Here is a 25,916-nt window from a genome sequence, read left to right on the forward strand (position 1 = left end):
TTCATATCTTAACTCAGGGAAGGCTAGTTGAAACGCAATACCCAGCAACGTAGACGTCAGATTGTCTCTATTTTGGAGCTTCATGGAGAACAGTCTGTAGAGTCTTTGGCCAATCAGTTTACCACTTCTGAAGTAACAATTCGAAAAGATCTGGCTGCGCTTGAGCAGAACGGATTGGTTTTGCGTCGTCATGGCGGTGCTATGCTGGCACCTGGCGAAAGCAAAGAAATAATCGAAAAAGTTTCAAAGCGAAAGTTTGCCATTGCGCAAGCGGCTGCAGGATTAATAAAAGACCACGATCGCATCCTTATCGATTCCGGTAGTACTACTCACGCAATGGTTTCCTTTTTAAAAGCAAAACGCGGTTTGGTGGTAATGACCAACTCATTGAGTACAGCTCAAGAGGTATTAGATCTGGAGCCTGAGCCAACTCTGTTGATGACGGGTGGTACCTGGGATGTACACAGCCAGTCTTTTCAGGGCGCGATGGCTGAACAAATGGTGTCTTCCTATAATTTTGATTTGGCTTTTGTTGGGGCTTCAGGCCTGGATTTGGCCAGAGGCACCACCACCTTCAATGAACTAACCCAATTAACCTTGGCCATGACCAAAGTAGCCAGAAAAACCGTGGTGCTTGCAGAGTCTGAAAAGTTTCAGCGAAAGATGCCCAACTTAGAGCTTTCATGGCAACAGATCACGACTTTGATAACCGATGATCAAATCAGTGAGTCTGCCCATAAGACCCTCACTGATATGGGCGTTGCGGTAGAAATAGTAACAATTTAAACCAATTTATAGACGAGAGATAAAACTATGTGCGGAATAGTAGGAGCAATTGCAGAAAGGAATGTCGTTCCCATTTTATTGGAAGGCTTGCAGCGTCTGGAGTATAGAGGCTATGACTCGGCGGGCGTAGCCGTTGTGGATGAGCAGATGCAGTTGGCTCGAGTGCGACGCGTAGGCAAGGTAAAGGCTTTGCAAGATGCGATTGCTGAATCGCCGGTAAAAGGTGTAATCGGCATTGCCCATACCCGCTGGGCTACCCATGGTGGAGTTACCGAAAACAACGCTCACCCGCATTTTTCTACCGGGCGAATTGCCGTGGTCCACAACGGTATTATTGAGAACTACGAGAAGCTCTCAAGCCAGCTTAGTCTTGCTGGCTATAACTACGAAAGCCAAACCGATACTGAAACTATCGCTCACACTATCCATCAGAAAATGATGGTGAGCAGCGATCTGCTCAAAGCTGTGCAGGAAAGCGTTGCAGGTTTTCATGGGGCTTACGGTACTGTGGTAATGGACCAGGAAGATCCAAACAAATTAGTTGTTGCCCGTTCTGGTAGCCCGCTGGTTATCGGTTTAGGTATCGGAGAAAACTTCATTGCTTCTGATCAATTAGCACTGTTACCGGTAACTCGTCGCTTTATCTTCCTTGAGGAAGGTGACGTTGCTGAGGTTTCCCGCACAGAAGTGAGCATTTTTGACAAAGACGGAAATCCGGTAAAACGCAAAGTGCACGACTCTGAAATCGAACATGATGCCGGTGATAAAGGTGGCTACCGCCACTACATGTTAAAAGAAATTTACGAGCAACCCATTGTTACCCGCAATGCGCTGGAAGGTCGTTTATTGGAAAGCGATCTTGCTCCGGGCGTTTTTGGTGAGCGTGCCGATGATGTTTTACAGAAAGTAAAACACGTGCAAATCGTTGCTTGCGGCACCAGCTATCACGCTGGTTTGGTTGCACGCTATTGGCTGGAAGCGTTGGCTAACGTTTCTTGTAACGTAGAAATTGCCTCTGAGTTCCGCTATCGCAAATCCCATGTGCATGAAAATAGTTTGTTATTAACTATTTCTCAGTCAGGTGAAACTGCCGACACTTTGGCGGCGTTGCGCTTATCAAAAGAATTGGGCTACCTCACCAGTTTAACTATCTGCAACGTGCCCGGCTCTTCAATGGTGCGGGAATCTGACCTGGCCTACATGACGAAAGCCGGTGCAGAGATAGGCGTTGCTTCCACCAAAGCCTTTACCACCCAATTAACCGCCTTGTTATTGTTTACTTTGAAGCTTGGCCAGTTAAATGGTTTATCTGCTGACAAACAAAAAGCCATCGTGCAGGCCCTGCACACATTGCCCAGCAAGCTAGAAGAGGTCATGAACCTGGATGAAATTATTGAAAAACTCGCACCTGAGTTTGCCAATAAACATCACTCTTTGTTCCTGGGACGCGGCGAGCATTACCCCATTGCGATGGAAGGTGCCCTGAAACTCAAAGAAATTTCCTACATTCACGCGGAAGCTTATGCTTCGGGCGAGTTAAAACACGGCCCGTTAGCCCTTATCGATGACGAGATGCCGGTGATTGTTGTAGCGCCTAACGATGAATTGTTGGAAAAACTCAAGTCCAACGTGGCTGAAGTACGCGCCCGTGGTGGCATTATGTATGTGTTTGCCGACAAAGACGCCCACTTCGAAAGCGACGACACCATGCGAGTGATCAACGTCCCCCACGTGGATGAAATCATCGCACCTTTGGTATACACAGTACCGTTACAGCTGTTGTCCTATCATGTTGCCATCATCAAAGGCACAGACGTAGACCAACCCAGAAACCTGGCAAAGTCCGTAACAGTAGAATAGAAAAAAGGCCGAAAGGCCTTTTTTTGTGAGAGAGGAATAAAGATTCATACTTAGTATTAAAGTGTCATACTGAAAAATAAAGTATCATACCAAAGGGTAAATAAGCCGTGTGATAAGACGGCTTATTTCTCAGTAAGTCAGAACTTTTTCAAGGTAATGTTCTCTGGTTGGCATTCAAATTCAACTTCACCCCAATCCCCGGCGAGATGCATTTTTTGCATATCAATAACAAACGAATCGATATTGCCCATATCTTCTTCGCCGTTTTTATCTGTATTTGTCATTGGGCATCTATTAAGCCAGCGCAAGTTTTTGATGTCAGTGAAGCTTAAAATTCCATTGGTAAAGCAATATTGTTCCCCATGATTTGGGGGAACATATTCAGGATGTCCATCCAGAACAACTAATTCCATTTCGAACTCAATAGATTTTTCTGACTCGTTTATGTCAATTACATAGGAGTCTTCCAAATATATATTTTGTAAAATAGCAATACTGTCATATCGCAAGGCTTTTCACCGAATTTGTGGCTAATTATTAGTCTTTAGTGGTTGCACGCCTCAATTTAGACAAATCCTCTATCTGTTCGCGTCCAAAAATTTTTGGATTAATTGTTCTACCTTATCCAAAGAGGCAGCTTGCCCAAACAGAAATTCAAAGCTGGATTTATTCTCTTTAATATTAAAGAGTACAAACTGTTGTTCCGTGAGGTAATCTTCAAATTCATCTGCTAACTCGAAGTCCCGAACAATTACAGCAACGCCAGTGTCTTCGTTTTCTGTGATGGCGAAATCGCTGTATCTAATCATGTACATTTGAAAATTTTGAGTTTTGAGCTTTTTTCACAGCCTCAACTAGTTGTGCCAATACATCTGGAGCTAAGCCAATAGCCTCTGATGACTTTTTACTCTCCAACATTTGATTGTAATAAACTTCACCTCCTGACTGAGATATGAACCCTTCGGTGCAGGGAGAAATGATCAAAACAAAATCTAATTCAATACCGATAATGAACGTATTTTCGTTGCAAAAACTTAAAAGAAAAGAATGGAGGCCGGTTTTTGTCATGAATTTTTGAATTAGACTAATACTGAAGTAACCTTCTTGTTCTTCTATAATTTCGGTACCGTTTGGAGTGATATTAATATCGGCAATAGTTACCTTTTTGCCAATCAACTTCCCTTCCATTTGTTTGACGATATAATCAGGTAGCGCACGATATTCTTCACCATATTCAGCCAGCCCCAAAATGATTTCGTATCCTTCCGAAAGTTTTATCAAAAAAGGTAAACTTGAGAGCTGTATTATTTGATTAATATTTACATTAGCTTCCATTGCGAGACTTTTTTACAACCTTGTTTTGGCGTGGCAAGTCACATTGGTCGATCGCCAGACCTTTACCTATGTGTTTTCAATTCCGAGATTGCTATGTTTATCGCCTTAAGTAAAGTGTTCACGTCAATACTGGTAGCAGTAACCTGTCCTTCTGGTATTTCAAACTTCATAGGTTTTTTGGGCTCATTAGTGATCAGGCCAATAAAGTCACTATCGATGAATATTTCTGCGATTAGGTTTTCGAAATCTAAATCACTGCTAATCGTAATCTTTATATCATGATTGCTTTTCATTTCGCGGAGGCTCTAAATATCTTTATTGATCTTTAAATAGATATTCGAAGGATTTCTTTTGACCAATATGTATTTTCAGCAACAGCTTCAGGATCAATTTTCAGAAGCTCATTTCTAAGCTCTTCAATTAATTTGCCCGGTATTTTGTTTTCAGCAACGGCATTTTTATTAATCAACAACGCCTTTTCGACCATCAATGCATATTGCTGTAGAGATTTTCTCATTACATTTAAGCTGCTGTTCATAAAGATGCTTTTGTCTACATATACGGTGCCTGAGCACAAGCATACATAAATGGATCTATCATCTCTATCCTCTCCCAATTTAAGAACACTACCTGAGGGAGTCATTGACTCAAAATGCATATTGGGTGACACCCAGCTGGGGATTCCTAAATCACACAGTGCAGAAATGTCCTCATCTTCTAACACCGAATTTTCGAAAAGAGACCTGTCCCAATACACATAGTTAGTATTTCCCCAATAATCTTTCTCGTTATAGCTTTTCATCTTTTTTCATGTCAGTTGGCCAAAAAATGCTTCTCTTTATGGGTCGATGAAGGATTATCAATTCACCCAGATTAAAAAGCTAGCTTTACAATAGGTGGCGGTTACTCGTTGAACAATCAACTTTAACCCACATAAATTGGTACAATTTCTTGCACAAGCAGACGAGAAAGTAAAAGATGATGAGCGTAGGCTTTCTATACTTTCTGAATCAGTTAAACATGCACAAGGATACCGATTGACAAACTTTGAGACAGCTCCCTTGCAAACACGTCACATCCCGCTGTTTTTGGGGTTGGTGCTGGGCTTTTTAGGCAGCATTTTCTTTCTCAGTGGCGACCAATATGGGCAGGTGAACATCCTGGTTTTACTGGGGCTATTTGTGGGAGTGCCGGTACTGGGTGGTCTGCTATCGCTATTGCCGTTAGTCAATTTGGAGCCGTCGGCGGTTCAGCAATTCAAAGCTCGTCTATTTGCCTTCTGGGGACGCCCCATCCATCATACCAATGAGCGATTAGACAAACTTAGTGTGCTTTATCACGGTCAATATGCGGGTGTTGGATTTGGGCTAGGCAGTGTAGTGGCGCTGCTGTTGCTGCTGGTTTTTACCGATATGCATTTTGTATGGCGAAGCACCTTGTTAACGCCGCAACTACTATTGCCTGTATTGCAAGCGCTGTCGCTACCTTGGTTTTTTTGGCAGTCAGCGCAACCCACAATGGAATTGTTAACAGCAACTCAGGATTCGCGTTTGACGATTGATGCCGCCAGAGCCCTGGATTTCAAAAAATGGTGGCCATTTGTGATGGCCTGTCAGCTTTGTTATGGCTTTATTTTGCGTCTGGTGATGATGGCGATTATCCGTTGGCGTATCACTGCAGTAATTAAGAAGAGCAACAAGCGTGAAGCAAAGCGAAATCGCTATGTAGCCAAAAAGAGTACGTTTTCAAATACCACTCACCAGTTGCCTGAAAAGGTCGTGGTTTTGAACTGGGCAAGCTTCCCAGAAGCCACGCTAACGCAACTAAACGATGTGATTAAAAATCATCCAGTTATCAATAACGGACCATTTTCTTCCAACCAATCAAAGCAATCCAGCTTGGATACATCAAGCCATTATCTGGTACTGGTGAAAGCCTGGGAGCCACCACTACAGGAGTTAAAGGACTATTTGCAACAGTGCAAAGGGGTGATCTATCCGGTGGAACTGCAACGGGAAATGGTGAGCAAGCCTAAGTCTCATCACCTGCAAGAATGGCAACGATTTACTGAGACGCTGCAGGATTGGACGGTATACGTTGAGGAGGAAAACTGTGAGTAATCCATCATTCCCAAGGTTTACTGTTGTCGGGCACCCCAACAAGGGCAAGTCGAGTATTGTATCAACTCTCACTCAGACAGACCAAATCGATATTAGTCAGCAAAGCGGCACTACTGAAAACGCCACGGAATATGAGATAGCCATGCCAAGCAGCAAGATTGTTTTGGTGGATACGCCGGGGTTTCAGCGACCCTCCAGCGCCCTTGATTGGCTCAAATCCCACGTTAAGGATGCCAGTCAACGTAAAGGTGCGGTAGAACAGTTTGTTGCCTCTACTGAATGTGCAACTCGCTTTCCTGATGAGGTGAAGCTACTGCGGCCCATTGTGGCAGGCTCCGCCATTATTTATGTGGTAGATGGTTCACGTCCCTATGGACCAGAGTATGAGTTTGAAATGGAAATCTTGCGCTGGAGCGGTCAACCGAGAATGGCCATAATCAATCCCATTGAAAACAGCGATTATGTTGAGCAATGGCAAGATGCGCTGCATCAGTATTTTAACTCCGTTAAAGTATTCAACCCCATTACCGCCGAGTTTGAAAAGCAGCAGGAATTGTTCCGGTCTTTTGCCCATCTCAATGAGAAATGGCAGGCACAGCTACATCGTTTTTGTGAGGATTTAAGTGCTTTAAGACAAAAACAATTTGAACACTCGGTGATGATATTAGAGCAGTTATTGAAGGATGTTTGCCGCTATTCAGTATCCCAAAAAGTATTGTCAAAATCCCAAGCTCAGTTGTTATCAGAGCCGTTAAAGCGTCAGTATGAACATTGGGTACAGCAACGTGAGCAGCAGGCATTTGATGAGTTGTTGCAGGTGTTTAAACATCAAACAACCTTGCTTGAGAGTGAGGAGCTAATGTTTCCACCAGACTTGTTCGACACCGAACAATGGTATTTCTGGGGCTTGAACAAGCGTCAGCTTATCGTTGCCGCCAGTCTCACGGGTGCGATGGGTGGAGCTTCGTTGGATATCTTTACTGGAGGAAGTACTTTGCTTGTGGGCACGTTGGGAGGTGGTACTGTGGGTGCGGCAAGCGCGGTATTGTTTCCCAAAAAAATTGCCAAGATAAAGGTGAAAGGCGTCTCTTCAGGTGGCTGGACAGCGGCCTATGGACCGATTCAAAACGAAAACTTCCCTTACGTGATCATGGGGCGATTTATCTACTTTTACCGACAGGTGTGTAACTTAAGTCATGCCAATCGCAAAACACTCAATGTGTCATCCCGGGACCTTCAGGAATCTTTAGGCAGCATGCCAAAAGACCAGAAAAAAGAACTCAATGTCGCATTGCATGGGTTGATTAAACAGCGCCAGCCGAAAAATCTCCGAGCGCAGTTGGCTGTGGTTATGCAGTTACTACCAGGGGCAATATCCGAGTAAGCTAAACCTTGATATTTCTCGGTTCTTTTGTTGTTTACTCAGCGCCTGAGTATCGCCGCCAAATCTTGCGCAAAACCCTGTGCACTTTGTTCATCAATATGCTGAATACTAACCCGTAAGGCATTGGATTTTGCAGTTATGTCAAAACTGTGACCGGGTCGTACTAGCCAGCCTTTACGTGCCAGTTCATAGGTTACACTTTGGCAATCTCTGCCTAGCGGCACCCAGACATTCAAACCGTCTTTAATAGCGCCTGTTTGGATGTTGTGTTCAGCCAGTGCTTTGAGCAAGGTTTCACGTCTTTGTGCACACTGCTGTTTCGATGAATGCAAAAACGAAGTGAATTTTTCATGGGTAAGGCAGGTCATCACTAAAGATTGCAATACCCGGCTAACCCAGGACATGCCGGGGGCAAGACGAGTATTGATACGCTTTATGGATTCGTGATCGGCGGCTACAAAAGCCATGCGCAGATCGGGTCCCAATCCTTTGGATACCGAGCGAAATATAGCCCAATGGTTACTGGTGTCTGGTATTACTGAGTGGTGGGGGGTAGCCGCCATCAGGGCAAAATGGTCATCTTCCATTACCAGCACGCCCGGATAATCTTTCAGTACGGCTTTGAGTGCTGTAGCACGCTCCTCGGAAATACATACTCCCGTGGGGTTGTGGGCTCTTGGGGTAAACAAAACGGCGCGTGCACCTTGTTGTAACTTTTCTTGCAGCGCATCGGGTAACATGCCCTGCTCATCCACTGCGGTGCCCAGGACCTGCATGCCCGCCAGGCGAATGGCATTGGCGGAGCTGATATAACAGGGATCCTCCACCACCACTTTATCTCCTGGTACCAGGTGTGCCGCCAGTAGTCGCTCCAGAGTATCAATGGCACCATTACACAGTGTGATAGCAAAATCCTCAGGACAACTGCCTGCAAACCAGCTCTGTGCATAGTCTTGTATTTGCGGAAGAATGGTGGCTTCACCATACAAATATTGGTTTATGGTGGACAAACGGGCAACGTCATTCAGGTTCGGCAACCAGTCTCTGGATGGGCTGCCATCGGCAAGGTCGAATAAGGCGGTGTCGCTTTTACCCTCTTGCTCTCCAGCATCCGGTGTTTGGCAAATCCGGGTTCCCAGTCTGCCTTGAGTAATGGCGATACCCGCCTGTGTTAGCCGCTGGTATGCCGCAGAGACCGTATTGCGATTAACCCCTAATTGCTCTGCCAGTTCCCTGACAGAGGGCAGGTTATCGCCCGGTCTGAGCTCACCCTGATGACTTAATTCTCGAACGGATTCGAAAATACTTTGCGCTGAATCGCCTGATATCTTGACTTTCATTTATTGTCCTATGACAATGTTTATCATGGTCTAGGACAAAGTCCCGGCCCGGTATGTGGGTTGCCCCCATTTATTTATCCCATTCTATCTAACAGGAGTTCAAATGTTTACTGGTCTGTCGGCATTTCCCTTAACCCCGTTTAAAAATACTTCACTAACAAGTGAATGTATTGATTTTACCGCGTTTGAACGCCTTATTACCCGCTTAACTGAGGCGAAGGTGGATTCAATCTGTGCGATGGGATCGACGGGTTTGTATTCTTATCTTTCTCTGGAACAAAAGCGCTCTGTGGCGAGAGCGACAGTGGAGCTAGCGGGTGATATTCCTGTTATGGCGGGCATTGGTGCCTTGCGTACCGCTGATGTACTCAAAAATGCGGAAGCGATGCAACTGGCAGGGGTAAAGGCTGTTTTGCTGGCACCCGTTTCTTATCACCCATTACAAGAGCAGGAAGTTTATGCATTGTATGAAACCGTCTGTAACAACCTTTCGGTACCACTTTGTATCTATGAAAACCCCAGAGTAACGCAATTTTCATTTAGTGATGATCTGTATCAGGCAATTGCTCGACTGCCTAATGTGGCTGCGGTTAAAATTCCGGGAACGCCATTTGCGGATCAATCAGGCAGTGAGCGCCTGCAAAGCTTGCGTACATTGTTACCCGAAGGTACTGCAATTGGTGTCAGTGGCGATAAGTTTGGCATTGCGGGCATGGCGGCAGGTTGTGATCTTTGGTTATCCGTAGTGGGGGGATTGTTCCCAAAAACGGTGATGCGTTTGATATCTTCGGTGAATGCCAACAATAGTGCTGAAGCCCAGTTAAAATCGCAGCAACTGCAAGGTTTGTGGTCGCTCTTTGAGAGAAACAATGGCGGTTTGCGCGTCATGGCTACGGCAGCGGATATTTTAGGGCTATGCGAAGGGAGTTGTTTACCTGCGCCCCTGCAACCCCTTGCGGAGCATGATCGCGCAGAGCTTGAACAGCTTTTAAAACAATTGGCGCTGGACTGAGTTACTCATGGCTTTACGGGAAACAGAGCCAACAGCCAGACTGTTATCGGGTCGCTTGGTTCGTTATGTGATTGCGGCCATATTGGCTCGCATGGCAACGGGCGGCTCTGCGGTGGCCATTATTCTGCTGGCGCGATCTTATGGGGAGCAGGGCATGATGGCTGGGGCAATGGCGGCGTGCTTGACGGCTCCCCATCTTTTAGGACCTGTTTATGGCAAAACCATCGAAAAATCCCCCAGGCCCTTACACGTTATAGGGCTTGCCTGTGTGCTATTTAGTGGCTGTTTTCAGTTGGCCATTTGGGGGTTTGAATGGCAGTGGCGTGGGCTGGTTTTCATAGCTCTATTAGTCTGTGGTTGTTGCAGCTCTTTTCTAATGGGAGGACTGAGCACCCAGTTGTTAACGCTTGTCGATAAGCAACTTACTGTCAGGCGACGGGCACAAAGCTGGGATACGCTTAGCTATGGTATTGGCCTCACCTTGGGGCCCTTCTTTATCGCACTGTTAACTGCCCATTATTCTTATCAGCTGGTGATTGGTGTCATCATGGCTCTGCCACTGGTGACCGCGTTCATTATTTTGAGATTATCCCGCAGCACAAAGGTAATAGAGAAACATGGAGCTGAGCATCCTGGAATTCGTCAAATTCTGGGGATCGTATTTTCTTCAGGCCCCCTGAAACGCACGTTATTGATGACCTCCTCGGCGGCATTTTGTGTTGCGGCTTTACCCATCGTTGCCATTTATTTTGCCGCCTCCTGGCAACAAAGCCACACCAGCGGTGCCTATCTGGTAACTTGTTATGGTGTGGGGTGCATTTTAGGCGGGCTCTTAATCATGCTCAAACCCTTGCGAGATGAAGCCATGTCGCTGTTATTCAAAGTGGGAGTCATGTTGCTGATAACCTTGCTGGTGGTGGGAGTAAGTCAGAACTTCACTTGGGCTGTGGTGGGCTATTTACTGTGCGGTGTTGTGAATTCGATATTTTTTGCGGTTACTTTGGCGGCGCGCAGCGAGTATTCCCCGGAGAAAGGAGCAGCACAAATCTATATGTGGGTGGCTGCTGCTAAAATCGGCGCGGCGTCTCTGGGCACGCTTGTGGCGGGTTTTTTGGTGGATAAAGCGCTCTATCTTCCCCTTGTCATGGCTATCGTTGTATTAACATTTTCGTTGGTGTTGTGTTTTGGGCGTCGACAATTTCAAACGCCTTCAATTGGCAAATGGGGGCTTTCTTGGTTAAATAGGTTTACTCATAAACGGAATTAATCGCATGAAATCATTAATCTTCACTGGCCTTTTGGCATTTTCAACATCGGTTTTTGCCAGCCCTGCACCGCTGGTGTCCACCGCGAATCAGGCCGCATACTGGCAAAATCTGAGCGCTTTGTGTGGCAAGGCGTTCGAGGGAAAAATAGTCAAAGAGACAGAAGATGACGGCTTTGGCGTTGGCCAGAAGCTGGTGATGCATGTGCGAAAATGCAGTGATACGGAGATTCAAATTCCGTTTCACATAGGTGAAGATGCCTCTCGCACCTGGATTATCACCAATACCGGAGCGGGATTGATGTTAAAACACGACCATCGCAACAAGGATGGTAGCTACCATGCGTCTACCATGTATGGTGGCCATACAGTGGATAGCGGTTGGCCGCAGCTGCAATCTTTTCCGGCGGATGCCTATTCTAAAGAACTCTTCGTAAAACAAGGTATACCTGCTTCTATTGATAACACCTGGCAGATGATGATTTATCCACAAACCTTCAGCTATCGACTGATAAGACCAGCGCGTGAGTTTCAGGTGGATTTTGATTTAACCAAGCCAGTAGAGCCGCCAGAAGCCCCATGGGGTTACAACGAGCAATAATAATTGCTTTACCCCTGTCTATTTCTGTCACAGTGATTCGTTACTATACTAGAGTGTGTTGCGCTTTGTTGTACTACAAAAAGTAACACGCTCAGATTGAATAGTAACAACAGGTTACAGATTGCTTTTCACATACGTTGCAAGCCAGCGTAGAATGGCGCCTCTGGAAGTTTTCCTGCCCTTTAGCAAGCACAAACAATGAATTATCAAGGAGATAGCGCGTGAGGACCTCATTACATCGTCACCTGGTTATAGGATTTATCACAGGGAGTCTGATCATCTTCAGTACGCTATCCAACGCGCAGTTTGGTCCTACGCCTGTAAACGTTGAAGCTGCACAGCAGAGAATGCTGGCGCCACTAAGCTCCGTATCCGGGGCTATCGTCAGCCAGAATGACTCACAGGTGGCTGCTCGGGTTGCCGGGCAACTCATCGAAGTGGCCAAAGTGGGCACTAAGGTCAGTGTGGGTGATACCTTCGCTGTGATACGCGACCCTTCACTTGTATTTCGTCACGCCGAGCACCAGGCCCGACTAAAATCTTCTCAAGCGAATCTGGCCTTCCTCAACAGTGAAGTAAAACGCCTTCGCTCACTGGCAGAGCGAGATTTAAGCTCTAAAACAGAGCTGGATCGCACTCTCGCTTCCCGTGATCAGGCGGAAGCCGAAGTAGAAGAAAACAAAGCCTTATTGGATGGCATTGAGTTAAGTCAGTCCTATCAGAATATGCAGGCCCCATTCGATGGCATCATTATGGAACGGTTGGCGGATGTGGGCGAACTAGTGGCACCGGGCACAGCAGTGGTGCGTTTAGTACAAACAACTGACCTTGAAGTGAGCGCTCGCATTCCTGTGGCGTCACTGGCCCATGTGGTGCCGGGTAAAACCATTAGCTTTACCTCTTCTGTGGGTACAGGTAATGCCATAGTGCGCACCGCTGTGCCAGTGGCAGACAATCGCACCCGACTGGTGGAAGTACGCGCTGAAGTGATGGAAGACAAGTGGCCAGTGGGACTGGATGTTACGGTTAAGGTGCCTTCGGGTGCGGAAAAAGAAGTCTTGGCAGTGCGCCGGGATGCATTGGTATTGCGTCGCGATGGTGCCCGCGTGTTTCGCATAGGCGCTGAAGATAAAGCCGAGCAAGTGATGGTTCAAACCGGTATTGCCACTGAGCAGTGGATTGAAATCAATGGTGACGTTCAGCCAGGCGATAAGATAGTTATTCGCGGCGCTGAACGCTTGCAACCAGGACAACAAGTTATGGTGCGAGACAACAATGCGAGTTTGATTAGCCAATGAAATTAACAGCAGCCTCCCTTCATAACCCTACCGCTGTGGTGGTAGGGATATTATTAATACTCTTGTTTGGCGTGTTGAGCTTAACGCGTCTGCCTATCCAATTAACGCCTGATGTGGAACAGCCTCAAATTGTCATCAATACCAGCTGGCGCGCGTCGGCCCCGGAAGAGATTGAGTCGGAGATCATTGAACCCCAAGAGGATGTGCTCAAGAGTCTGCAGGGCGTGGTAACCATGGAGTCCAATGCCTCGCAAGGTAATGGCACCATTGTACTGCGCTATAAAACCGGCACCGATCTGAACCGCGCATTGATTGATGTTATGAATGCCCTTAATCAGGTGCCTTTTTATCCTCCCGATGCCAACGAGCCAATCTTGGCGGTGGGTGGTGATTCGGTTTTTGATGCGATTGCCTGGTTTGGTTTGCACGTATTACCCGGCAACGACAGGCCCATCGAAAGCTATCAGGATTTTGTGGAAGATGTAATTCAGTCCAGACTAGAGCGAGTGCCCGGTGTTTCTCAAACCAATGCTTTTGGTGGTTTGCCCACTGAAGTAAGAGTCACCTTCGACCCATACAAGGTGGCCGCTCTGGGTCTTAATATTCCTGAAATCGCCGCTAAAGTTGGCGGTAACACCGATTCATCAGGTGGTTTTAAAAACGTAGGTCGACGTAAATACACCCTGCGTTTTGATGGCAAGTACGACATTCCTGATCTGGAAGGTATGATCCTCGAATGGCGAGGCGATACCCCGATTTTATTGCGTGATGTCGCCAGGGTTGAAGCCATGCTAGGTGAGCGCTTTGGGGTACTCACCCTGGACGGTGTACCCGCTATTGCCATGAACGCTCAAGCGGAAGTAGGCGTAAATGTCATGGAGGTAGATGAAGGGCTTAAGGAGGTCTTGAGAGAACTCAATGAGGGGCCGCTTGCTCGTGCTGGCCTGGAAATGGTGCAGATGTACGACCAAACCATCTATATCGAAGACTCCATGGCCCTTGTGCGCAATAACCTGTTGTTGGGCTTTATTCTGGCGGTGTCTATCTTGTGGTGGTTTTTGCGCAAGTTTAAAGCCACGTTGGCGGTAGCCTTGTCCATTCCTATCTCGTTAACCGTCACCTTTGTGGCTCTGGATATTATGGGGCGCAGCTTAAATATCATCTCCATGGCGGGCCTGGCCTTTGCCGTGGGCATGGTACTGGATGCAGCCATTGTGGTGCTGGAAAACATTGTGCGTATGCGGGAGCACGGCGCAAAAACCGGTGATGCTGCGTTTAAAGGCACCACCCAAGTGTGGGGCGCATTATTGGCTTCCACCACAACAACTGTAGCTATCTTCTTACCGATTGCCTTTTTGGAAGATGTGGCCGGACAGCTTTTTGCCGACCTGGCTATTGCGATTTCTGTGGCGGTGGTGGCGTCTTTACTGGTGGCGGTATCGGTGATCCCAGCAGCCTCTACCAAGCTGCTCAAAACCATTAATTCCGAGGATCCCCACGACCATTGGTGGGACAATATTACCAAAGGCGTGATGCGTCTTACCGGTACTAATCGCAAGCGCTTTGGCTGGGTTTTTGGTTTGTTGGGATTTGCCATTGTGGCCAGTTACCTGTTATTCCCGAAAATGGATTATCTGCCTAAGGGTAACGAGAATCAGTTTGGTGCCTTTATGTTGCCGCCTCCGGGCCTCAGCATTGAAGCGGGCAAACACGAGATGGTGGATGTCATCAATGAGCGCATGGATCCTTATCTCACAGGGGAAAAAGAGCCCAAGGTGGCCCACGACTGGTTAGGCATATTTGGTACCTTTGGTTTTATGGGCGGACGCGCGGAAGATCCGGATGATATTCAGGAGTTACTGGGTATTCTTAACTCTGAAATTCTGTCGGGCTTCCCCGATACCATTGCCTTTGCCCAACAATCGCAAATATTCCAGGGCTTGGGTGGTGGTCGCCGCATCGATATTGATATTCAGGCCAACGATGAAGAGCAACTGCTTACCGCCGCGCGAGTGGGCTTTGGTGCTGTTATGCAGGCATTGCCAAGCGCGCAAGCGCAACCCGTGCCTGGGCTTAATCTGGCGGAGCCTGAGCTGCGTTTATTGCCTTACGAGCGCAAACTGGCGGAATCTGGCTGGAGCCGTAAGGAAATGTCGCAAATAAGCCGTTCCCTGGGCAATGGGCTTTATGTCGGAGACTATTTTGATGGCCAAAAACGCTTGGATATTTTCTTGCGGGCTGAAGAGTGGAGTACGCCAGAAGAGTTGGCGTCTATGCCTTTGTTCACGCCAACAGGTGGGGTGCAGCCTGTTGGGGCGTTAGCAGAAGTGACCCGTACTGCTGGTCCGGGGCAAATTCGTCGCGTCGACAGAAAACGCACAATTACCTTGCAGGTAACGCCACCGGATGATTTGTCGCTGGAAGAGGCCATTGCCACCTTAAAAACCGAGGTAGACGATAAAGTGTTGGCGCTATTAGGGGATGAAGGGGCCGTAACCTATCGTGGTACTGCAGAGGCATTAACCGAAGCCATTACCAACATGAGTCAGAGTTTCTTGCTGGCGTTGGTGATCCTGTATTTGTTAATGTCAGCCTTGTTCCGTTCCTTCAAAGATAGTTTGCTGGTAGTGATGACCATCCCGCTGGCCACGGTAGGTGGAATTGCCTCACTGCGTTTAACGGACCTGCTTACCGGCTTCCAGCCACTGGACTTGCTCACCATGATCGGCTTTATCATCCTGTTAGGTTTAGTGGTGAACAACGCTATCCTGCTGGTATATCAAACCCGTGTTGCGGAGCGGGAAGGTATGGCCAGGGTGGCCGCGGTGGAACAAGCGGTACGCTTGCGCTTGCGTCCCATTTTGATGAGTACGCTTACCAGTTTATTCGGCATGTTGCCGCTGCTGCTTATTCCTGGGGCGGGTGCCGAGCTGTATCGAGGTATTGCTGCAGTAATTGTCGGCGGTATGAGTGTTAGCACTTTCTTTACTCTGATCTTCTTACCCAGCTTGTTACAGTTGGGCAAAAGTAAAGCAGAACAACAAAGCATCACAAACGCCGAGCCTGCTACCGCTTCTTGATATGATTATTTAATCGGCTCGCTCGATACGTTGAGCGAGCTTTTATGATCCAGATCAAACTTTGTGAGACTTTGCTCACTCTGGCATTGAGCCCCACAAGCGAACTCCCTAAAATGCGCGCCCTTGTTTAATTTTTGGGCGGATTTCTGCATTGCAAAGTTCTTCTTTTTCTCCTGAATTATTGTTGCCTGCGGGCAGTTTGCGCAACATGCGTTATGCTTTTGCTTATGGCGCGGATGCGGTGTATGCCGGTCAGCCCCGCTACTCACTTCGGGTGCGCAATAACGAATTCAATGCCCAGAATCTTGCCTTAGGCATTCAGGAAGCCCACGACTTAGGTAAAAAGTTTTATGTGGTGAGCAATATCGCGCCCCACAACAGCAAGGTGGCGAGCTATCTGAAAGACATTGAGCCTGTCATTGCCATGCAGCCAGATGCGTTGATCATGTCTGATCCGGGCCTCATCATGTTAGTGCGCGAAGCGTTTCCCGATATGGCCATTCATCTCTCGGTGCAGGCCAATGCGGTGAACTATGCCAGTGTCCAGTTTTGGGCCAAACAAGGCATAGAGCGAGTGATCCTGTCTCGAGAATTATCCCTTGAAGAAATCGCTGAGATCCGACAAAAAGTGCCTGATACTGAATTGGAAGTATTCGTTCATGGTGCCCTGTGTATGGCTTATTCTGGGCGCTGTTTGCTCTCCGGTTATATGAACAAGCGTGACCCCAATCAAGGCACCTGCACCAATGCGTGCCGCTGGCAATACGATGTACAGCCAGGGCAAGAAACCGAAAGCGGCGACATCGTGCATCAACACAAGCCCGATGCTGTAGAGCCTACCCTGGGTGCAGGCGAGCCTGTAAAAGAGGTGTATCTGTTGGAAGAAAAAGAAAAGCCGGGTGTGTTTATGCCGGCCTTTGAAGATGAGCACGGCACTTACATCATGAACAGCAAAGATTTGAGAGCCGTGCAGCACGTTCCCCGGCTGATGGAAATGGGGGTACATTCTCTAAAGATTGAAGGGCGCACTAAATCCCACTATTACTGTGCTCGTACGGCTCAGGTTTATCGTCAGGCTATTGATAATGCAATTGCGGGCAAGCCTTTCGATAATGCCCTGATGGCGAGCCTGGAAACCTTAGCCCACCGCGGTTACACCGAAGGCTTTTTGCGTCGTCATACCCATAGTGAATATCAAAATTATCACACCGGCAGCTCTGTTAGCGACAAACAGCAGTTTGTTGGGGAAATCTTCGGACGCTGCGAGCAGACGGGATTTGCCATTGTTGAGGTGAAAAACAAGTTCGCTCTGGGGCACTCATTAGAGCTAATGACACCCCAAGGCAATCATACCTTCTGTTTGCAAAAGATACTGGATAAATCTGGTGCAGAAGTGCCGGTGGCGCCAGGTAGTGGCCATCAGGTGCGTATTCCGGTGCCAGTTGATGGTCCGCTGGATTTTGCGTTGTTGTTACGAAATCTGGATGAAGGCACGAATACCCGTAACCCGTTTAAATCCGAATCGTTGGTAGAGGTGTGAAATGGCATTAAAAATCAAAGAAACCTGCATCAATTGCGACATGTGCATGCCAGAGTGCCCCAATCAGGCTATAAGCATGGGGGCCGAAATTTTTGAAATCGACCCGGCGAAGTGCACCGAATGCATTGGTCATTACGATGCACCTACCTGTGTCAGTGTTTGCCCGATACGTTGCATTGGCGTGGACCCGAATAATCAGGAAACTCTTGATGAGTTAGCCATTAAATACGTGGCGCTTACAGCTTAATACTGGCGTTTAAATGTCAGTACCTTCTCTATATAGCGGCGGCTCTCTGCTTTGGGGTGTTGATGGCGCAGCTTTTGGTACACTTGGCTGGCGCTGAGTTTGTTGATGGCATTGGTTGCCTGATCCCGCTGACTGCTAAAGGTTTTAAATACATTGCCCGCGCCGCCATTATAAGCGGAGATGGTGGCGTATTCACGGCTAAGTGTATTACTGATGTTCTTCAGATAAATATCATCCAAAATATGTAGATAGGCGGTGCCAATATCGATGTTATCTTCAGGACGAAACAACACCGACTGAGTAGGTTGGTCATTGCGTTTTTTGATGCGGGTGTAAACATCTTTGCCGGCAGACTCGGGAATAATTTGCATTAAGCCATAGGCATTGGCAGAACTTACCGCAAATGGGTTAAAGCTGCTTTCTGTTTCGATAATGGCGTAGATTAAATCGGCGGGTACCTGGTAGCGCGACGCTGCCGCCAGCACATATTTGGCATATTGTTTTTTGCGTAAAGTGTGATGGTCAGATATCAGAGGAAAGGTGACAAAGTGGTGCAGACCTGCTTCGGTGGTATCGGTTTTTAGCTGGGTAGCCAATAAGTACTCGGCAAAGCGGCCTGCCCGCCAGGGAAATCGAATCGCCACCCCTTCTTGATCCAGCACCTGGCCATGTAAAAAGGGTTCGCCTGTAAACTGCGGTGTTTCGTCGCTGAAGATATCCGTAGAATTGGGATCATCAGTAGTTAGCAGGGTGGTAATAATGGCTTCTCTGAGTTGAGTTTTATAGTCCTCAGCATTGATGGTTTCTACCGTCACGTAACCTGCGCGAAAATCAATAATGGCTCTGGCCTGGTAATCTTGGGTGTATTTAACGTAGGTATCATTATCGGGTATTTCAGTATCTTGTTCGCCCCACTTATCTTTAGCCTTACCACGCAATTCATCCAGCAGTTCTTTTAAGTTTTTTAAATCGTAAATGAGGGCTTGCGGATTGTTCTGGTACTGAACGGCTTTTTGCCTGGCGTAAGATTCTGCCACCTGACGGATATCGCCTGTTTGTGCGGCCTTTAATAGCATCGTGCGGTCCGTGTGAGTACAGGAGCTGAGTAGTAGAGACAGGAGAAAGCCGAGAGTGCTGTATTGGATTCGGTGCATTTGGGTTTTTTGAAATAAGTGGAATTGTTATTAGAACAATAAAAAAGGCACCAGATCAATGCGATTATCCGGTGCCTTTGTTTTCCCCATACCCAACATGAGAAAACTGGTGGCTCAGGCTCACTCAGGGAGTACTTTAGTGAGCTATCAAAGCAATGGATTAATAATGTTATATCATAACAAAAGATGCAAGTTTTTTTTGAGACACTGTGCAAATGATGCTTTGAAACTGCAGATTTTGATGATGAGAATTGCGTATTTTTCAACAAACCAGAAATGATGGCTGGAAATAAAAAAGGCACCAGAATATTGGTGCCTTAGAGCGTGTTGAACTCAACACGCTCTGGCGCGCTCACCAGGGAATAAGCGCTTCACTGTTTTTTAGTTGAGCGATATTAAAACTCCGCTCTAACACCTACTGCGAAACTGCGACCAGGTAGTGGAGCAAGGTCCTTCAAGAATGAAGTATGCACACGGGCTTCTTCATCTGTCAGGTTTTTACCGCGCAGGTAAAATACCCAATCAGCACCTTGCCAGGCTTTGCGATAGTTAACACTGAAGTTAAGCAGAGTGTAGCCATCGGTGGCTGTTTCGAAATTAGAAACACGAGTCTGGTCGTCATACCAGGTAACGCCGACATCGCCGTACCAATTGTTCCAGTCGAAATCCAGTTCTGCACCAATGCGCATGGGTGGAATACGCGGTAAGTCACGGGAACCGTTTACAGCGTGATCTAAACTGCCGCGAATGTAATCACCGTACACTTTCAGCGTCAGGTTGTCGTTGAACTTGTTGTGTAGCTCGGCTTCGATACCGTAAAACGTCGCGTCTTGCTGCTGGAATGCGAACACGGGCGTGCCTTCTTCCTCATCGTGCTCATCACCGTGATCGTCATCATGGTCGTCACCTTCATGATCATCGTGCTCATCATGTTCTTCTTCCTCGTGATGCTCTTCTTCTTCATGATCGTGAGCATCTTCGGCAAACAGTCCTGTTTCCACCTGATACAGATAGTCATCTACCTGGTTGTAAAACAAACTAACTGTGTAACCCCAATCGCCATCAAATTTGCGGAAGGTCAAGTCCAGGTTGGTAGAAACTTCTTCTTCAGTTTGCTGTAAGGCTGGACCAAACTCTCCATCTTCATCAATGCTATAAAGAGTACCTACATCAAAGGTGCGAGTGGCAATGTGATTACCTGCGGAAAATAGCTCCTGATGACTAGGGGCGCGCTCTGAGTGGCTTAAAGAGATTGCCACAGTACGTCCTTCTTGATATTGCCAGTTGGCACCCGCAGACAAAGATAACGATTCATAAGACTGTTCAAACAGATTTAGCGTAACGGTCTCTTCATGCTCTTCGTCGTGATGTTCTTCTTCGACGTGCAGGTTTTCAAGGGTGATGGAATCAATTGGGTCGATATCGGTTTGATCATAGCGCATACCCAATTGCACGGCGACATCACCGAACTGTTTCTCTTCGATTAGAAATAGCCCCAGGCTGTCGGTTTCACTGGGCGGTGTAAAGGCTTCTGCGCCAACGGCGGCATAATCAGTGTTACTGTAATGCAAACCCAATACACCGTGCCAGCCAGCAATACCTTCGTGCTCCAGGCTGATGCGATGCTCATCGGTTTCATTGATAAAGGTGGTACCGATTTCGCCAGCTTCAATTTCTACGTGTTCATAATCAGTAAAACCGCTGGCAAACTTGATTTTGCTAACGCCTGCAAAGGGCGATAAGAACTCACCTGCGATTTGATAGCGGCGCATGTCCACGTCGAGATTAACGATTTCTTCTTCACCGTGCTCGTCAGCGTGATCGTCTTCATGCTCTTCTTCGTGCTCGTGTTCATCTTCGTGACCGTGAGCGTGTCCCGGCACGCCGTAGAGATTATTTAGCTGTTGCACTGAAAAGCCCACATAACCCTTTTCATTCACCCAAGACAAGCCTGCGGTATAAGTCGTGGTATCGATGGACGAATTAGGGAGTGTACCTGGTTCTTCGCCTTCATGGGGTTCGCTTTCGGCATAACCGGGAATATCATAGTTATCCGTTTGGCGATCAAAGGCGTCAAAATGAAATGCAACATTGCCGGTTCCGGCATTTAAATCAATGCGGGCAAACTCTTCGTCAGATACCGAGTCGTAACGCAGTTCGGCTTCCCCTTCGACACTGTCTGGCACATAACGCGGGATACGGTTATCTACTACGTTGATCACGCCGCCAATTGCGCCATTACCATATTGTAATGTGGCTGGGCCGCGTAATACTTCAATCTGTGTGGCACTGGTACCATCTGCAGAAACATTGTGATCAGGACCCACACGGGAAGCATCGGAGCTGTCCAGACCATTTTGGATAATTTTAACTCTCGGACCATCCGCACCGCGGATCACCGGGCTGGAAGATACCGGACCAAAATACGTACTGTGCACGCCTGGCAGGTTTTTCAGGGTATCCCCCAATGTTGCAGCCTGATTGCGTTTTAACTCTTCACCACCCAATACCGATACCGGCATAGTGGATTCCAGCACTGAGCGCTCTAGCGCATTCGCGGTAACAATAACGTTTTCTATAATGGCTGGGCGTAATACAAAATCCGCAGTATGGCTGGCATCAGGATTCAGGATCTCTTGATCGCCGTGAACGTGCTTAGAAGAATATACATGCACATGAGCACGAGCATCGGAAACATTATTGAGTGTGTAACGGCCATTAGCATCTGTGGTGGCCCTAACGGAGCTGCCCTCAACCAGAACAGTGGCACCCGCGACAGGATTGCCATTGGTATCTGTGACTGTGCCGGAAACGGTTGCAGCAATAGATGGCAAACTGCAGGCCATCGCAACGAGTGAAAGTGTGGTTCTCAAGCCAGTTTTCATGGTTTTGTTTAACCTTATGATTGCTTAATTGTTGGGTATTTCGAATGATGGCTGCAAATAATGTTATATTATAACGTTCAGATCAAGGTGTTTTTGTGACGTGATAATGTAACGGTAGGTTTTGAGGGCAAGTTTCTACCAATTAGTGCGGCTGTGAATGGATATGTAAAACAGAAAACCTATTTTCGACTTAATACGAAACGCTCTTAACCTCTGAAATAAATTCATTTAAGGTGAGTATTTGAGGTCGTATCTCAAGGGGAAACTTGCTGTGTATTTCCTCTGGGACAACCAAGGTTACGCCTTCTGCTTGCATCTCATTAAATTGATTTACAGATACGCCTTCCTGGAGCGTGAATAAATGCTTTTGAGAGACCCTGTTTGCTTCATTCAAAATTTGTCGCCAACGATCTTTGCATGTGGTTTTTACGGCTAACATTCGTAGTTTTGAATCAGGAAAACTCGCTTTTTTATAAGCAGCACAGCAGGGGAAAATAAAGTCTGGCTTCTTGTTACCTTCAGTCGTGCACTGGGTACCAAATTCAGCTATTCCTGATTCTCGAAATATCCTTTCAAGATGGATTTCCAATGAACGGCCAGATCGGGATTTGCGACGATTACTGACTGAGTTTGCCAAAAAAATAAAGTCATCCACGGATTCGAATCCTGTTTGTATTTTTTCTAAAACGTGGAGGCTTTCAACTTCCAGAAAGAGTTTATATTCTTCCCTTCTTCGCTTCATTATTTGCTTGTCAGGATGCTCTGTTCCGAAGGAAGAGTTATTAATCAGGTAGTCAATGATTTCTTCGCCTGAGGGAAAGCTGTTTTTCCACGCTTGTGGAATGGTTAATGTAGTTTTGGCTGCTTTTTTCTGGGGGATGTATCCAGTGAGTAACTTGTCTGCCTGACCATCAACAAACTCACCAGGAATGACTTCTCCCTGGTGGGCTTCCAACACGCTCTCCTCTTGCACATCACGACATATCCACACACTGATATGACATGCGGTTTTCGTATCGGGATCCAATTCAAAAGCAAATACGGTGAGGGCCCCAGTATTTTCGACATCTTGCAGGGGACTATTGGAGATGTCCGAATTCCAACGGGTCAGGCGCTGCTCATCCCTTCCTTTTGGTTTCTTCTCTGACTTTTTGGAGTTGTAGTAAATTGCCCTAATTCTTTGCTCTGCGGTATTGTGGGAGGCAATCTGGGCAGTTAGAAAAAGATCGGGGTTCTTTATATCCGTTCGGGTTATTGGTGAGAGAATGGCGCTGGCCAAGCTTTTAGGAATGTAAATACCAACCTGATGGCCACCCGTTAAGCCTGTGTCATTGGCAGATAACCTTTTCACAAACAGCCAGTGAAGCTGTGAATTCTTGTCATTTAACCAAGCTGAAAATTCCATTTCCATAAATCCCTATTAAATTGGACTATTGCATCTACGCGGCGTTATTGCAGCCTTCATCAACCTCAATGGCTCTCATGATGCGCTCTTTCATCAACCTGGCTACCGCCTCAAAAACCGGCACGACGACTGAATTGCCAAATTGTTTATAGGCTTGAGTATCCGAAACGGGAATGACAAATTTATCTTTACCCTTTTGAGCGAAGCCCATTAATCTCGCACACTCGTATGGTGTTAGCCTACGAGGTCGATTAAGTTCGTTTTTAGGGTCGTCAAATTCCAGAGAGAAATCCCAACCTCTGTCGACTAATATCTCGGAGCCATCTTTGTAGTATCGGGCAGATAAAGTTCTGGCGATACTGTTCTCGTTGACTAATCCATATCCAAAGCCATTGCCTTTGGCTTTGTGTTTTTTGGCATAGTCGAACAAATACTTCCAAAGCTTTGGGGTGAGCACATATTTGGGATCGACATGGTTTTCCAGAATATCTCCCATTTTCGGACCCTGTTCGGGGAAGTATTGTGAAATATTATTAAGGGTAAATCCTTCGTGGACATGTAAATCTCTTCTGAATCCTACAAGTACAATTCGTTCTCGATGTTGCGGAGTGAAATGTTGACCGTCCAGTATCTTTGGATCTTTATTGCCTTGATAGTCACTGTCCGCTATTTCGTAGCCCAGCTCATCCAATGTTTTCATGATAACTTTAAAGGTTCTACCCTTATCATGAGACTTCAGGTTTTTTACATTTTCCAGAACAAATGCCTTTGGTTTGCGAGCCGCTATGATGCGGGCAACATCAAAAAACAATGTGCCTTGAGTGGTACATTCGAAGCCATGAGCTTTGCCCATGGCATTTTTTTTAGAAACGCCGGCAATAGAAAATGGCTGGCAGGGAAAACCCGCTAACAGCACATCATGTTCTGGAATTTCGTTTCGAATGTTTTTGTATGCCTCTTCTTCAGAAACAGTTTCATCACCTGACAGGGTTACTGAACGAATATCCTCATTAAACTTGTGAGTTGAGCTGTTGCCGTAGTTTGCTTTATAGGTTCGAACCGCATACTTGTTCCATTCGCTGGTAAAAACACAGAGGCCGTTTTGAGCTTCAAAGCCTTTTCTGATCCCTCCGATCCCAGCGAAGAGATCGATAAAGGTAAAATCAGCATTCTCTGGCTGAACTTTTGCTTGCGGTAAAAGAGATTGAAGAGCGTCATATTCAGAAACGGTCAGGCTTAATTCCCCTTTCCCTTTGACATAACGATTGATGGTTTCCCGGCAAAGGTTACTTTTTGTATTTTCTTTCAGAAAGTTGGCTAAGAATTTTTGATCATAAATATCAAGTAACTGATTAATTAGTTCTTTATCGTCAAGCATGGAAAACCATCAAAAAGGGACAAACGTGTGATTTAAGATCACACATTATTCCCTGATAGTCAACATTTCACTGATTTTATATACAGTGTTTTTGGTTTGCTACATTGACTGATTCATGAGGTATCATGTGATGGAAATTACCATCGACAGGAAAATCATGGACTGGAAAATCTTCTTCACTATTTTTGCATCAGTGTTTATTGCTGAGCTAGGGGATAAAACTCAGTTGGCCACCATGCTGTTTGCTGCTGACAAAGCTGTGAGCAAGTACACTGTATTTTTAGCCGCCTCTGCAGCATTAATTGTCGCCTCTGCCATTGGCGTGCTTGCAGGAACGCTGTTAAGTGAATACATCAATCCTAAGTATTTGCAGTATGTTGCAGGTGTTGGTTTTATTTTGATTGGTGTTTATACCCTATATAGCGCCGGGTAGGTATGGCGAGCCATGACACCTTAATGTTGTTAAAAGGGATATCTGTCTGATAAATCAAACTCTTTAAACATACGTAGTAACTCTCCGTTGCTTTTGAGTTGCGCTAATCTTTGGTTCCATTGCTGTATCAGGGTTGCATTGCGAGGGGTTCGCGCAAAGGCGGGATACAGGTACAAAACGCCAAATTTTATCCAGCTTAAACCCTCATTTTTAATACCCTCGGCAGCCATTAAATCCAGCATTTCCGAATCATCACTGAGGATAAAGCGGATCTTTTCTGCCCTGAGTAAGCGAAAGGCAGTTTTAACATCGTTCACTTCGTAACCTTGCAGATTGTATTGCGGGAAATACTGATCGTAGAGGTAATCTGTAAGCCATACTGCAGGTGCATTTTGATACTCGGGAGGTTGCTTTGGGTATCGGCTGGTAAGGTATATGGCATAGACAAAGTCGGCATCCATGGCCTCATGAGGAGTAATAGCGTAATCCTCTTCGTCTTTATAGGCACCTAACCACAGATCAGCTTTGCCTTGCACTAACAGCGCTTTAGTGCGCGCGTAATCACTGTAAACAAACTGCACCTCTAATTCCGGGTACACCTTTTTGAACAGCGCTTCGTATAGACCATTACTTTGCTCTGTTGTGTAAGGAGGCCACACATCTGTCGCTACCACAAGGGTTTCCGCTTTGCAGAAAAAAGAAAATAGCAACAAAAAACAGAGCTGTTTTTTCATCTATGGGCTCCAGGGTACATCAGTAAATTGTCGTACACTGAAACTAAATTGCCAGTTTCT

General features: G+C 46.6%; 22 protein-coding genes. 12 read left to right on the top strand and 10 right to left on the bottom strand.

The genetic code is table 11. The features are described from left to right. Nucleotides 1-27: 27 nt before the first annotated feature. On the top strand, nt 28-786 hold the full coding sequence (locus tag ACXAGP_RS18150) for a DeoR/GlpR family DNA-binding transcription regulator (RefSeq protein ID WP_475262967.1): 759 nt from the start codon (nt 28-30) through the stop codon (nt 784-786). A 27-nt stretch (nt 787-813) separates the two neighbouring features. Then, a complete protein-coding gene (glmS, locus tag ACXAGP_RS18155; RefSeq protein WP_475262968.1) occupies nt 814-2,646 on the top strand; it encodes a glutamine--fructose-6-phosphate transaminase (isomerizing) in 1,833 nt (610 codons plus the stop codon). 137 nt (nt 2,647-2,783) lie between these two features. On the opposite strand, the gene ACXAGP_RS18160 is transcribed toward glmS, so the two are convergent. The 4 genes from ACXAGP_RS18160 to ACXAGP_RS18175 form a co-directional block, all read right to left on the bottom strand. Further along, on the bottom strand, nt 2,784-3,059 hold the full coding sequence (locus ACXAGP_RS18160; RefSeq protein ID WP_475262969.1) for a hypothetical protein: 276 nt from the start codon (nt 3,057-3,059) through the stop codon (nt 2,784-2,786). Between the two features lie 165 nt (nt 3,060-3,224). Further along, nucleotides 3,225-3,461, bottom strand: coding sequence for a hypothetical protein (locus tag ACXAGP_RS18165; protein WP_475262970.1), 237 nt, complete (start codon nt 3,459-3,461; stop codon nt 3,225-3,227). Further along, nucleotides 3,448-3,981 carry a hypothetical protein gene (locus ACXAGP_RS18170; RefSeq protein ID WP_475262971.1) on the bottom strand — a complete coding sequence of 178 codons (534 nt, stop codon included), beginning with the start codon at nt 3,979-3,981 and terminating at the stop codon, nt 3,448-3,450. The genes ACXAGP_RS18165 and ACXAGP_RS18170 overlap by 14 nt, the downstream gene beginning before the upstream one ends. A 325-nt stretch (nt 3,982-4,306) precedes the next feature. Then, a complete protein-coding gene (locus tag ACXAGP_RS18175; RefSeq protein WP_475262972.1) occupies nt 4,307-4,783 on the bottom strand; it encodes a hypothetical protein in 477 nt (158 codons plus the stop codon). Between the two features lie 235 nt (nt 4,784-5,018). On the opposite strand from ACXAGP_RS18175, the gene ACXAGP_RS18180 reads away from it, so the two are divergent. Both ACXAGP_RS18180 and ACXAGP_RS18185 read left to right on the top strand, forming a co-directional pair. Next, nucleotides 5,019-6,101, top strand: coding sequence for a DUF2868 domain-containing protein (locus ACXAGP_RS18180; RefSeq protein WP_475262973.1), 1,083 nt, complete (start codon nt 5,019-5,021; stop codon nt 6,099-6,101). Continuing rightward, nucleotides 6,094-7,485, top strand: a complete 1,392-nt coding sequence (locus tag ACXAGP_RS18185; RefSeq protein WP_475262974.1) for a GTPase/DUF3482 domain-containing protein — start codon at nt 6,094-6,096, stop codon at nt 7,483-7,485. Before ACXAGP_RS18180 ends, ACXAGP_RS18185 begins: the two co-directional genes overlap by 8 nt. A 38-nt stretch (nt 7,486-7,523) precedes the next feature. On the opposite strand, the gene ACXAGP_RS18190 is transcribed toward ACXAGP_RS18185, so the two are convergent. Then, a complete protein-coding gene (locus tag ACXAGP_RS18190) occupies nt 7,524-8,825 on the bottom strand; it encodes an aminotransferase class I/II-fold pyridoxal phosphate-dependent enzyme (protein ID WP_475262975.1) in 1,302 nt (433 codons plus the stop codon). A 103-nt stretch (nt 8,826-8,928) separates the two neighbouring features. On the opposite strand from ACXAGP_RS18190, the gene ACXAGP_RS18195 reads away from it, so the two are divergent. From ACXAGP_RS18195 to ACXAGP_RS18225, 7 genes are all read left to right on the top strand, one after another. Further along, nucleotides 8,929-9,837: a dihydrodipicolinate synthase family protein gene (locus ACXAGP_RS18195; protein ID WP_475262976.1), complete on the top strand. Its 909-nt coding sequence runs from the start codon at nt 8,929-8,931 to the stop codon at nt 9,835-9,837. A 7-nt stretch (nt 9,838-9,844) separates the two neighbouring features. Continuing rightward, nucleotides 9,845-11,104, top strand: coding sequence for an MFS transporter (locus ACXAGP_RS18200; protein ID WP_475262977.1), 1,260 nt, complete (start codon nt 9,845-9,847; stop codon nt 11,102-11,104). 4 nt (nt 11,105-11,108) lie between these two features. After that, nucleotides 11,109-11,702: a hypothetical protein gene (locus ACXAGP_RS18205; protein ID WP_475262978.1), complete on the top strand. Its 594-nt coding sequence runs from the start codon at nt 11,109-11,111 to the stop codon at nt 11,700-11,702. Nucleotides 11,703-11,923: 221 nt separating this feature from the next. Beyond that, entirely contained in the window at nt 11,924-13,000 is a 1,077-nt protein-coding gene (locus ACXAGP_RS18210; RefSeq protein WP_475262979.1) for an efflux RND transporter periplasmic adaptor subunit, read from the top strand. Then, nucleotides 12,997-16,080 carry an efflux RND transporter permease subunit gene (locus ACXAGP_RS18215; protein ID WP_475262980.1) on the top strand — a complete coding sequence of 1,028 codons (3,084 nt, stop codon included), beginning with the start codon at nt 12,997-12,999 and terminating at the stop codon, nt 16,078-16,080. Before ACXAGP_RS18210 ends, ACXAGP_RS18215 begins: the two co-directional genes overlap by 4 nt. Nucleotides 16,081-16,222: 142 nt before the next feature. Then, nucleotides 16,223-17,620 carry a prephenate-dependent tRNA uridine(34) hydroxylase TrhP gene (trhP, locus tag ACXAGP_RS18220; protein WP_475263093.1) on the top strand — a complete coding sequence of 466 codons (1,398 nt, stop codon included), beginning with the start codon at nt 16,223-16,225 and terminating at the stop codon, nt 17,618-17,620. 1 nt (nt 17,621) lies between these two features. After that, nucleotides 17,622-17,867 (top strand): YfhL family 4Fe-4S dicluster ferredoxin, encoded by a 246-nt coding sequence (locus ACXAGP_RS18225; protein ID WP_475262981.1) that lies wholly within the window; start codon nt 17,622-17,624, stop codon nt 17,865-17,867. On the opposite strand, the gene ACXAGP_RS18230 is transcribed toward ACXAGP_RS18225, so the two are convergent. From ACXAGP_RS18230 to dcm, 4 genes are all read right to left on the bottom strand, one after another. Beyond that, nucleotides 17,864-18,943, bottom strand: a complete 1,080-nt coding sequence (locus ACXAGP_RS18230; protein WP_475262982.1) for a murein transglycosylase domain-containing protein — start codon at nt 18,941-18,943, stop codon at nt 17,864-17,866. The genes ACXAGP_RS18225 and ACXAGP_RS18230 overlap by 4 nt on opposite strands. A 473-nt stretch (nt 18,944-19,416) precedes the next feature. Continuing rightward, the gene (locus ACXAGP_RS18235) at nt 19,417-21,906 is read right to left on the bottom strand and encodes a TonB-dependent receptor (RefSeq protein ID WP_475262983.1); all 2,490 of its coding nucleotides are present in this window, start codon (nt 21,904-21,906) and stop codon (nt 19,417-19,419) included. Between the two features lie 190 nt (nt 21,907-22,096). Beyond that, the gene (locus ACXAGP_RS18240; RefSeq protein ID WP_475262984.1) at nt 22,097-23,311 is read right to left on the bottom strand and encodes a type II restriction endonuclease; all 1,215 of its coding nucleotides are present in this window, start codon (nt 23,309-23,311) and stop codon (nt 22,097-22,099) included. 34 nt (nt 23,312-23,345) lie between these two features. Further along, entirely contained in the window at nt 23,346-24,689 is a 1,344-nt protein-coding gene (gene dcm / locus ACXAGP_RS18245; protein ID WP_475262985.1) for a DNA (cytosine-5-)-methyltransferase, read from the bottom strand. A gap of 157 nt (nt 24,690-24,846) precedes the next feature. Between dcm and ACXAGP_RS18250 the strand changes: the two genes are divergently transcribed. Beyond that, nucleotides 24,847-25,122 carry a TMEM165/GDT1 family protein gene (locus ACXAGP_RS18250; RefSeq protein WP_475262986.1) on the top strand — a complete coding sequence of 92 codons (276 nt, stop codon included), beginning with the start codon at nt 24,847-24,849 and terminating at the stop codon, nt 25,120-25,122. 29 nt (nt 25,123-25,151) lie between these two features. Here the strand turns inward: ACXAGP_RS18250 and ACXAGP_RS18255 are convergent, their stop codons facing one another. Further along, complete coding sequence (locus ACXAGP_RS18255; protein WP_475262987.1) at nt 25,152-25,856, bottom strand: substrate-binding periplasmic protein; 705 nt, start codon at nt 25,854-25,856, stop codon at nt 25,152-25,154. Between the last annotated feature and the right edge of the window lie 60 nt (nt 25,857-25,916).

The organism is Planctobacterium sp. AWM4_229 (assembly GCF_056160305.1).

What these genes read in the sequence shown, in the direction of transcription:
- glmS (WP_475262968.1), top strand. Translation starts at nt 814, where the DNA reads ATGTGCGGAATAGTAGGAGCAATTGCAGAAAGGAATGTCGTTCCCATT.
- ACXAGP_RS18160 (WP_475262969.1), bottom strand. Translation starts at nt 3,059, where the DNA reads ATGGAATTAGTTGTTCTGGATGGACATCCTGAATATGTTCCCCCAAAT.
- ACXAGP_RS18165 (WP_475262970.1), bottom strand. Translation starts at nt 3,461, where the DNA reads ATGTACATGATTAGATACAGCGATTTCGCCATCACAGAAAACGAAGAC.
- ACXAGP_RS18170 (WP_475262971.1), bottom strand. Translation starts at nt 3,981, where the DNA reads ATGGAAGCTAATGTAAATATTAATCAAATAATACAGCTCTCAAGTTTA.
- ACXAGP_RS18175 (WP_475262972.1), bottom strand. Translation starts at nt 4,783, where the DNA reads ATGAAAAGCTATAACGAGAAAGATTATTGGGGAAATACTAACTATGTG.
- ACXAGP_RS18190 (WP_475262975.1), bottom strand. Translation starts at nt 8,825, where the DNA reads ATGAAAGTCAAGATATCAGGCGATTCAGCGCAAAGTATTTTCGAATCC.
- ACXAGP_RS18195 (WP_475262976.1), top strand. Translation starts at nt 8,929, where the DNA reads ATGTTTACTGGTCTGTCGGCATTTCCCTTAACCCCGTTTAAAAATACT.
- ACXAGP_RS18200 (WP_475262977.1), top strand. Translation starts at nt 9,845, where the DNA reads ATGGCTTTACGGGAAACAGAGCCAACAGCCAGACTGTTATCGGGTCGC.
- ACXAGP_RS18205 (WP_475262978.1), top strand. Translation starts at nt 11,109, where the DNA reads ATGAAATCATTAATCTTCACTGGCCTTTTGGCATTTTCAACATCGGTT.
- ACXAGP_RS18215 (WP_475262980.1), top strand. Translation starts at nt 12,997, where the DNA reads ATGAAATTAACAGCAGCCTCCCTTCATAACCCTACCGCTGTGGTGGTA.
- ACXAGP_RS18225 (WP_475262981.1), top strand. Translation starts at nt 17,622, where the DNA reads ATGGCATTAAAAATCAAAGAAACCTGCATCAATTGCGACATGTGCATG.
- ACXAGP_RS18230 (WP_475262982.1), bottom strand. Translation starts at nt 18,943, where the DNA reads ATGCTATTAAAGGCCGCACAAACAGGCGATATCCGTCAGGTGGCAGAA.
- ACXAGP_RS18235 (WP_475262983.1), bottom strand. Translation starts at nt 21,906, where the DNA reads ATGAAAACTGGCTTGAGAACCACACTTTCACTCGTTGCGATGGCCTGC.
- ACXAGP_RS18240 (WP_475262984.1), bottom strand. Translation starts at nt 23,311, where the DNA reads ATGGAATTTTCAGCTTGGTTAAATGACAAGAATTCACAGCTTCACTGG.
- dcm (WP_475262985.1), bottom strand. Translation starts at nt 24,689, where the DNA reads ATGCTTGACGATAAAGAACTAATTAATCAGTTACTTGATATTTATGAT.
- ACXAGP_RS18250 (WP_475262986.1), top strand. Translation starts at nt 24,847, where the DNA reads ATGGACTGGAAAATCTTCTTCACTATTTTTGCATCAGTGTTTATTGCT.
- ACXAGP_RS18255 (WP_475262987.1), bottom strand. Translation starts at nt 25,856, where the DNA reads ATGAAAAAACAGCTCTGTTTTTTGTTGCTATTTTCTTTTTTCTGCAAA.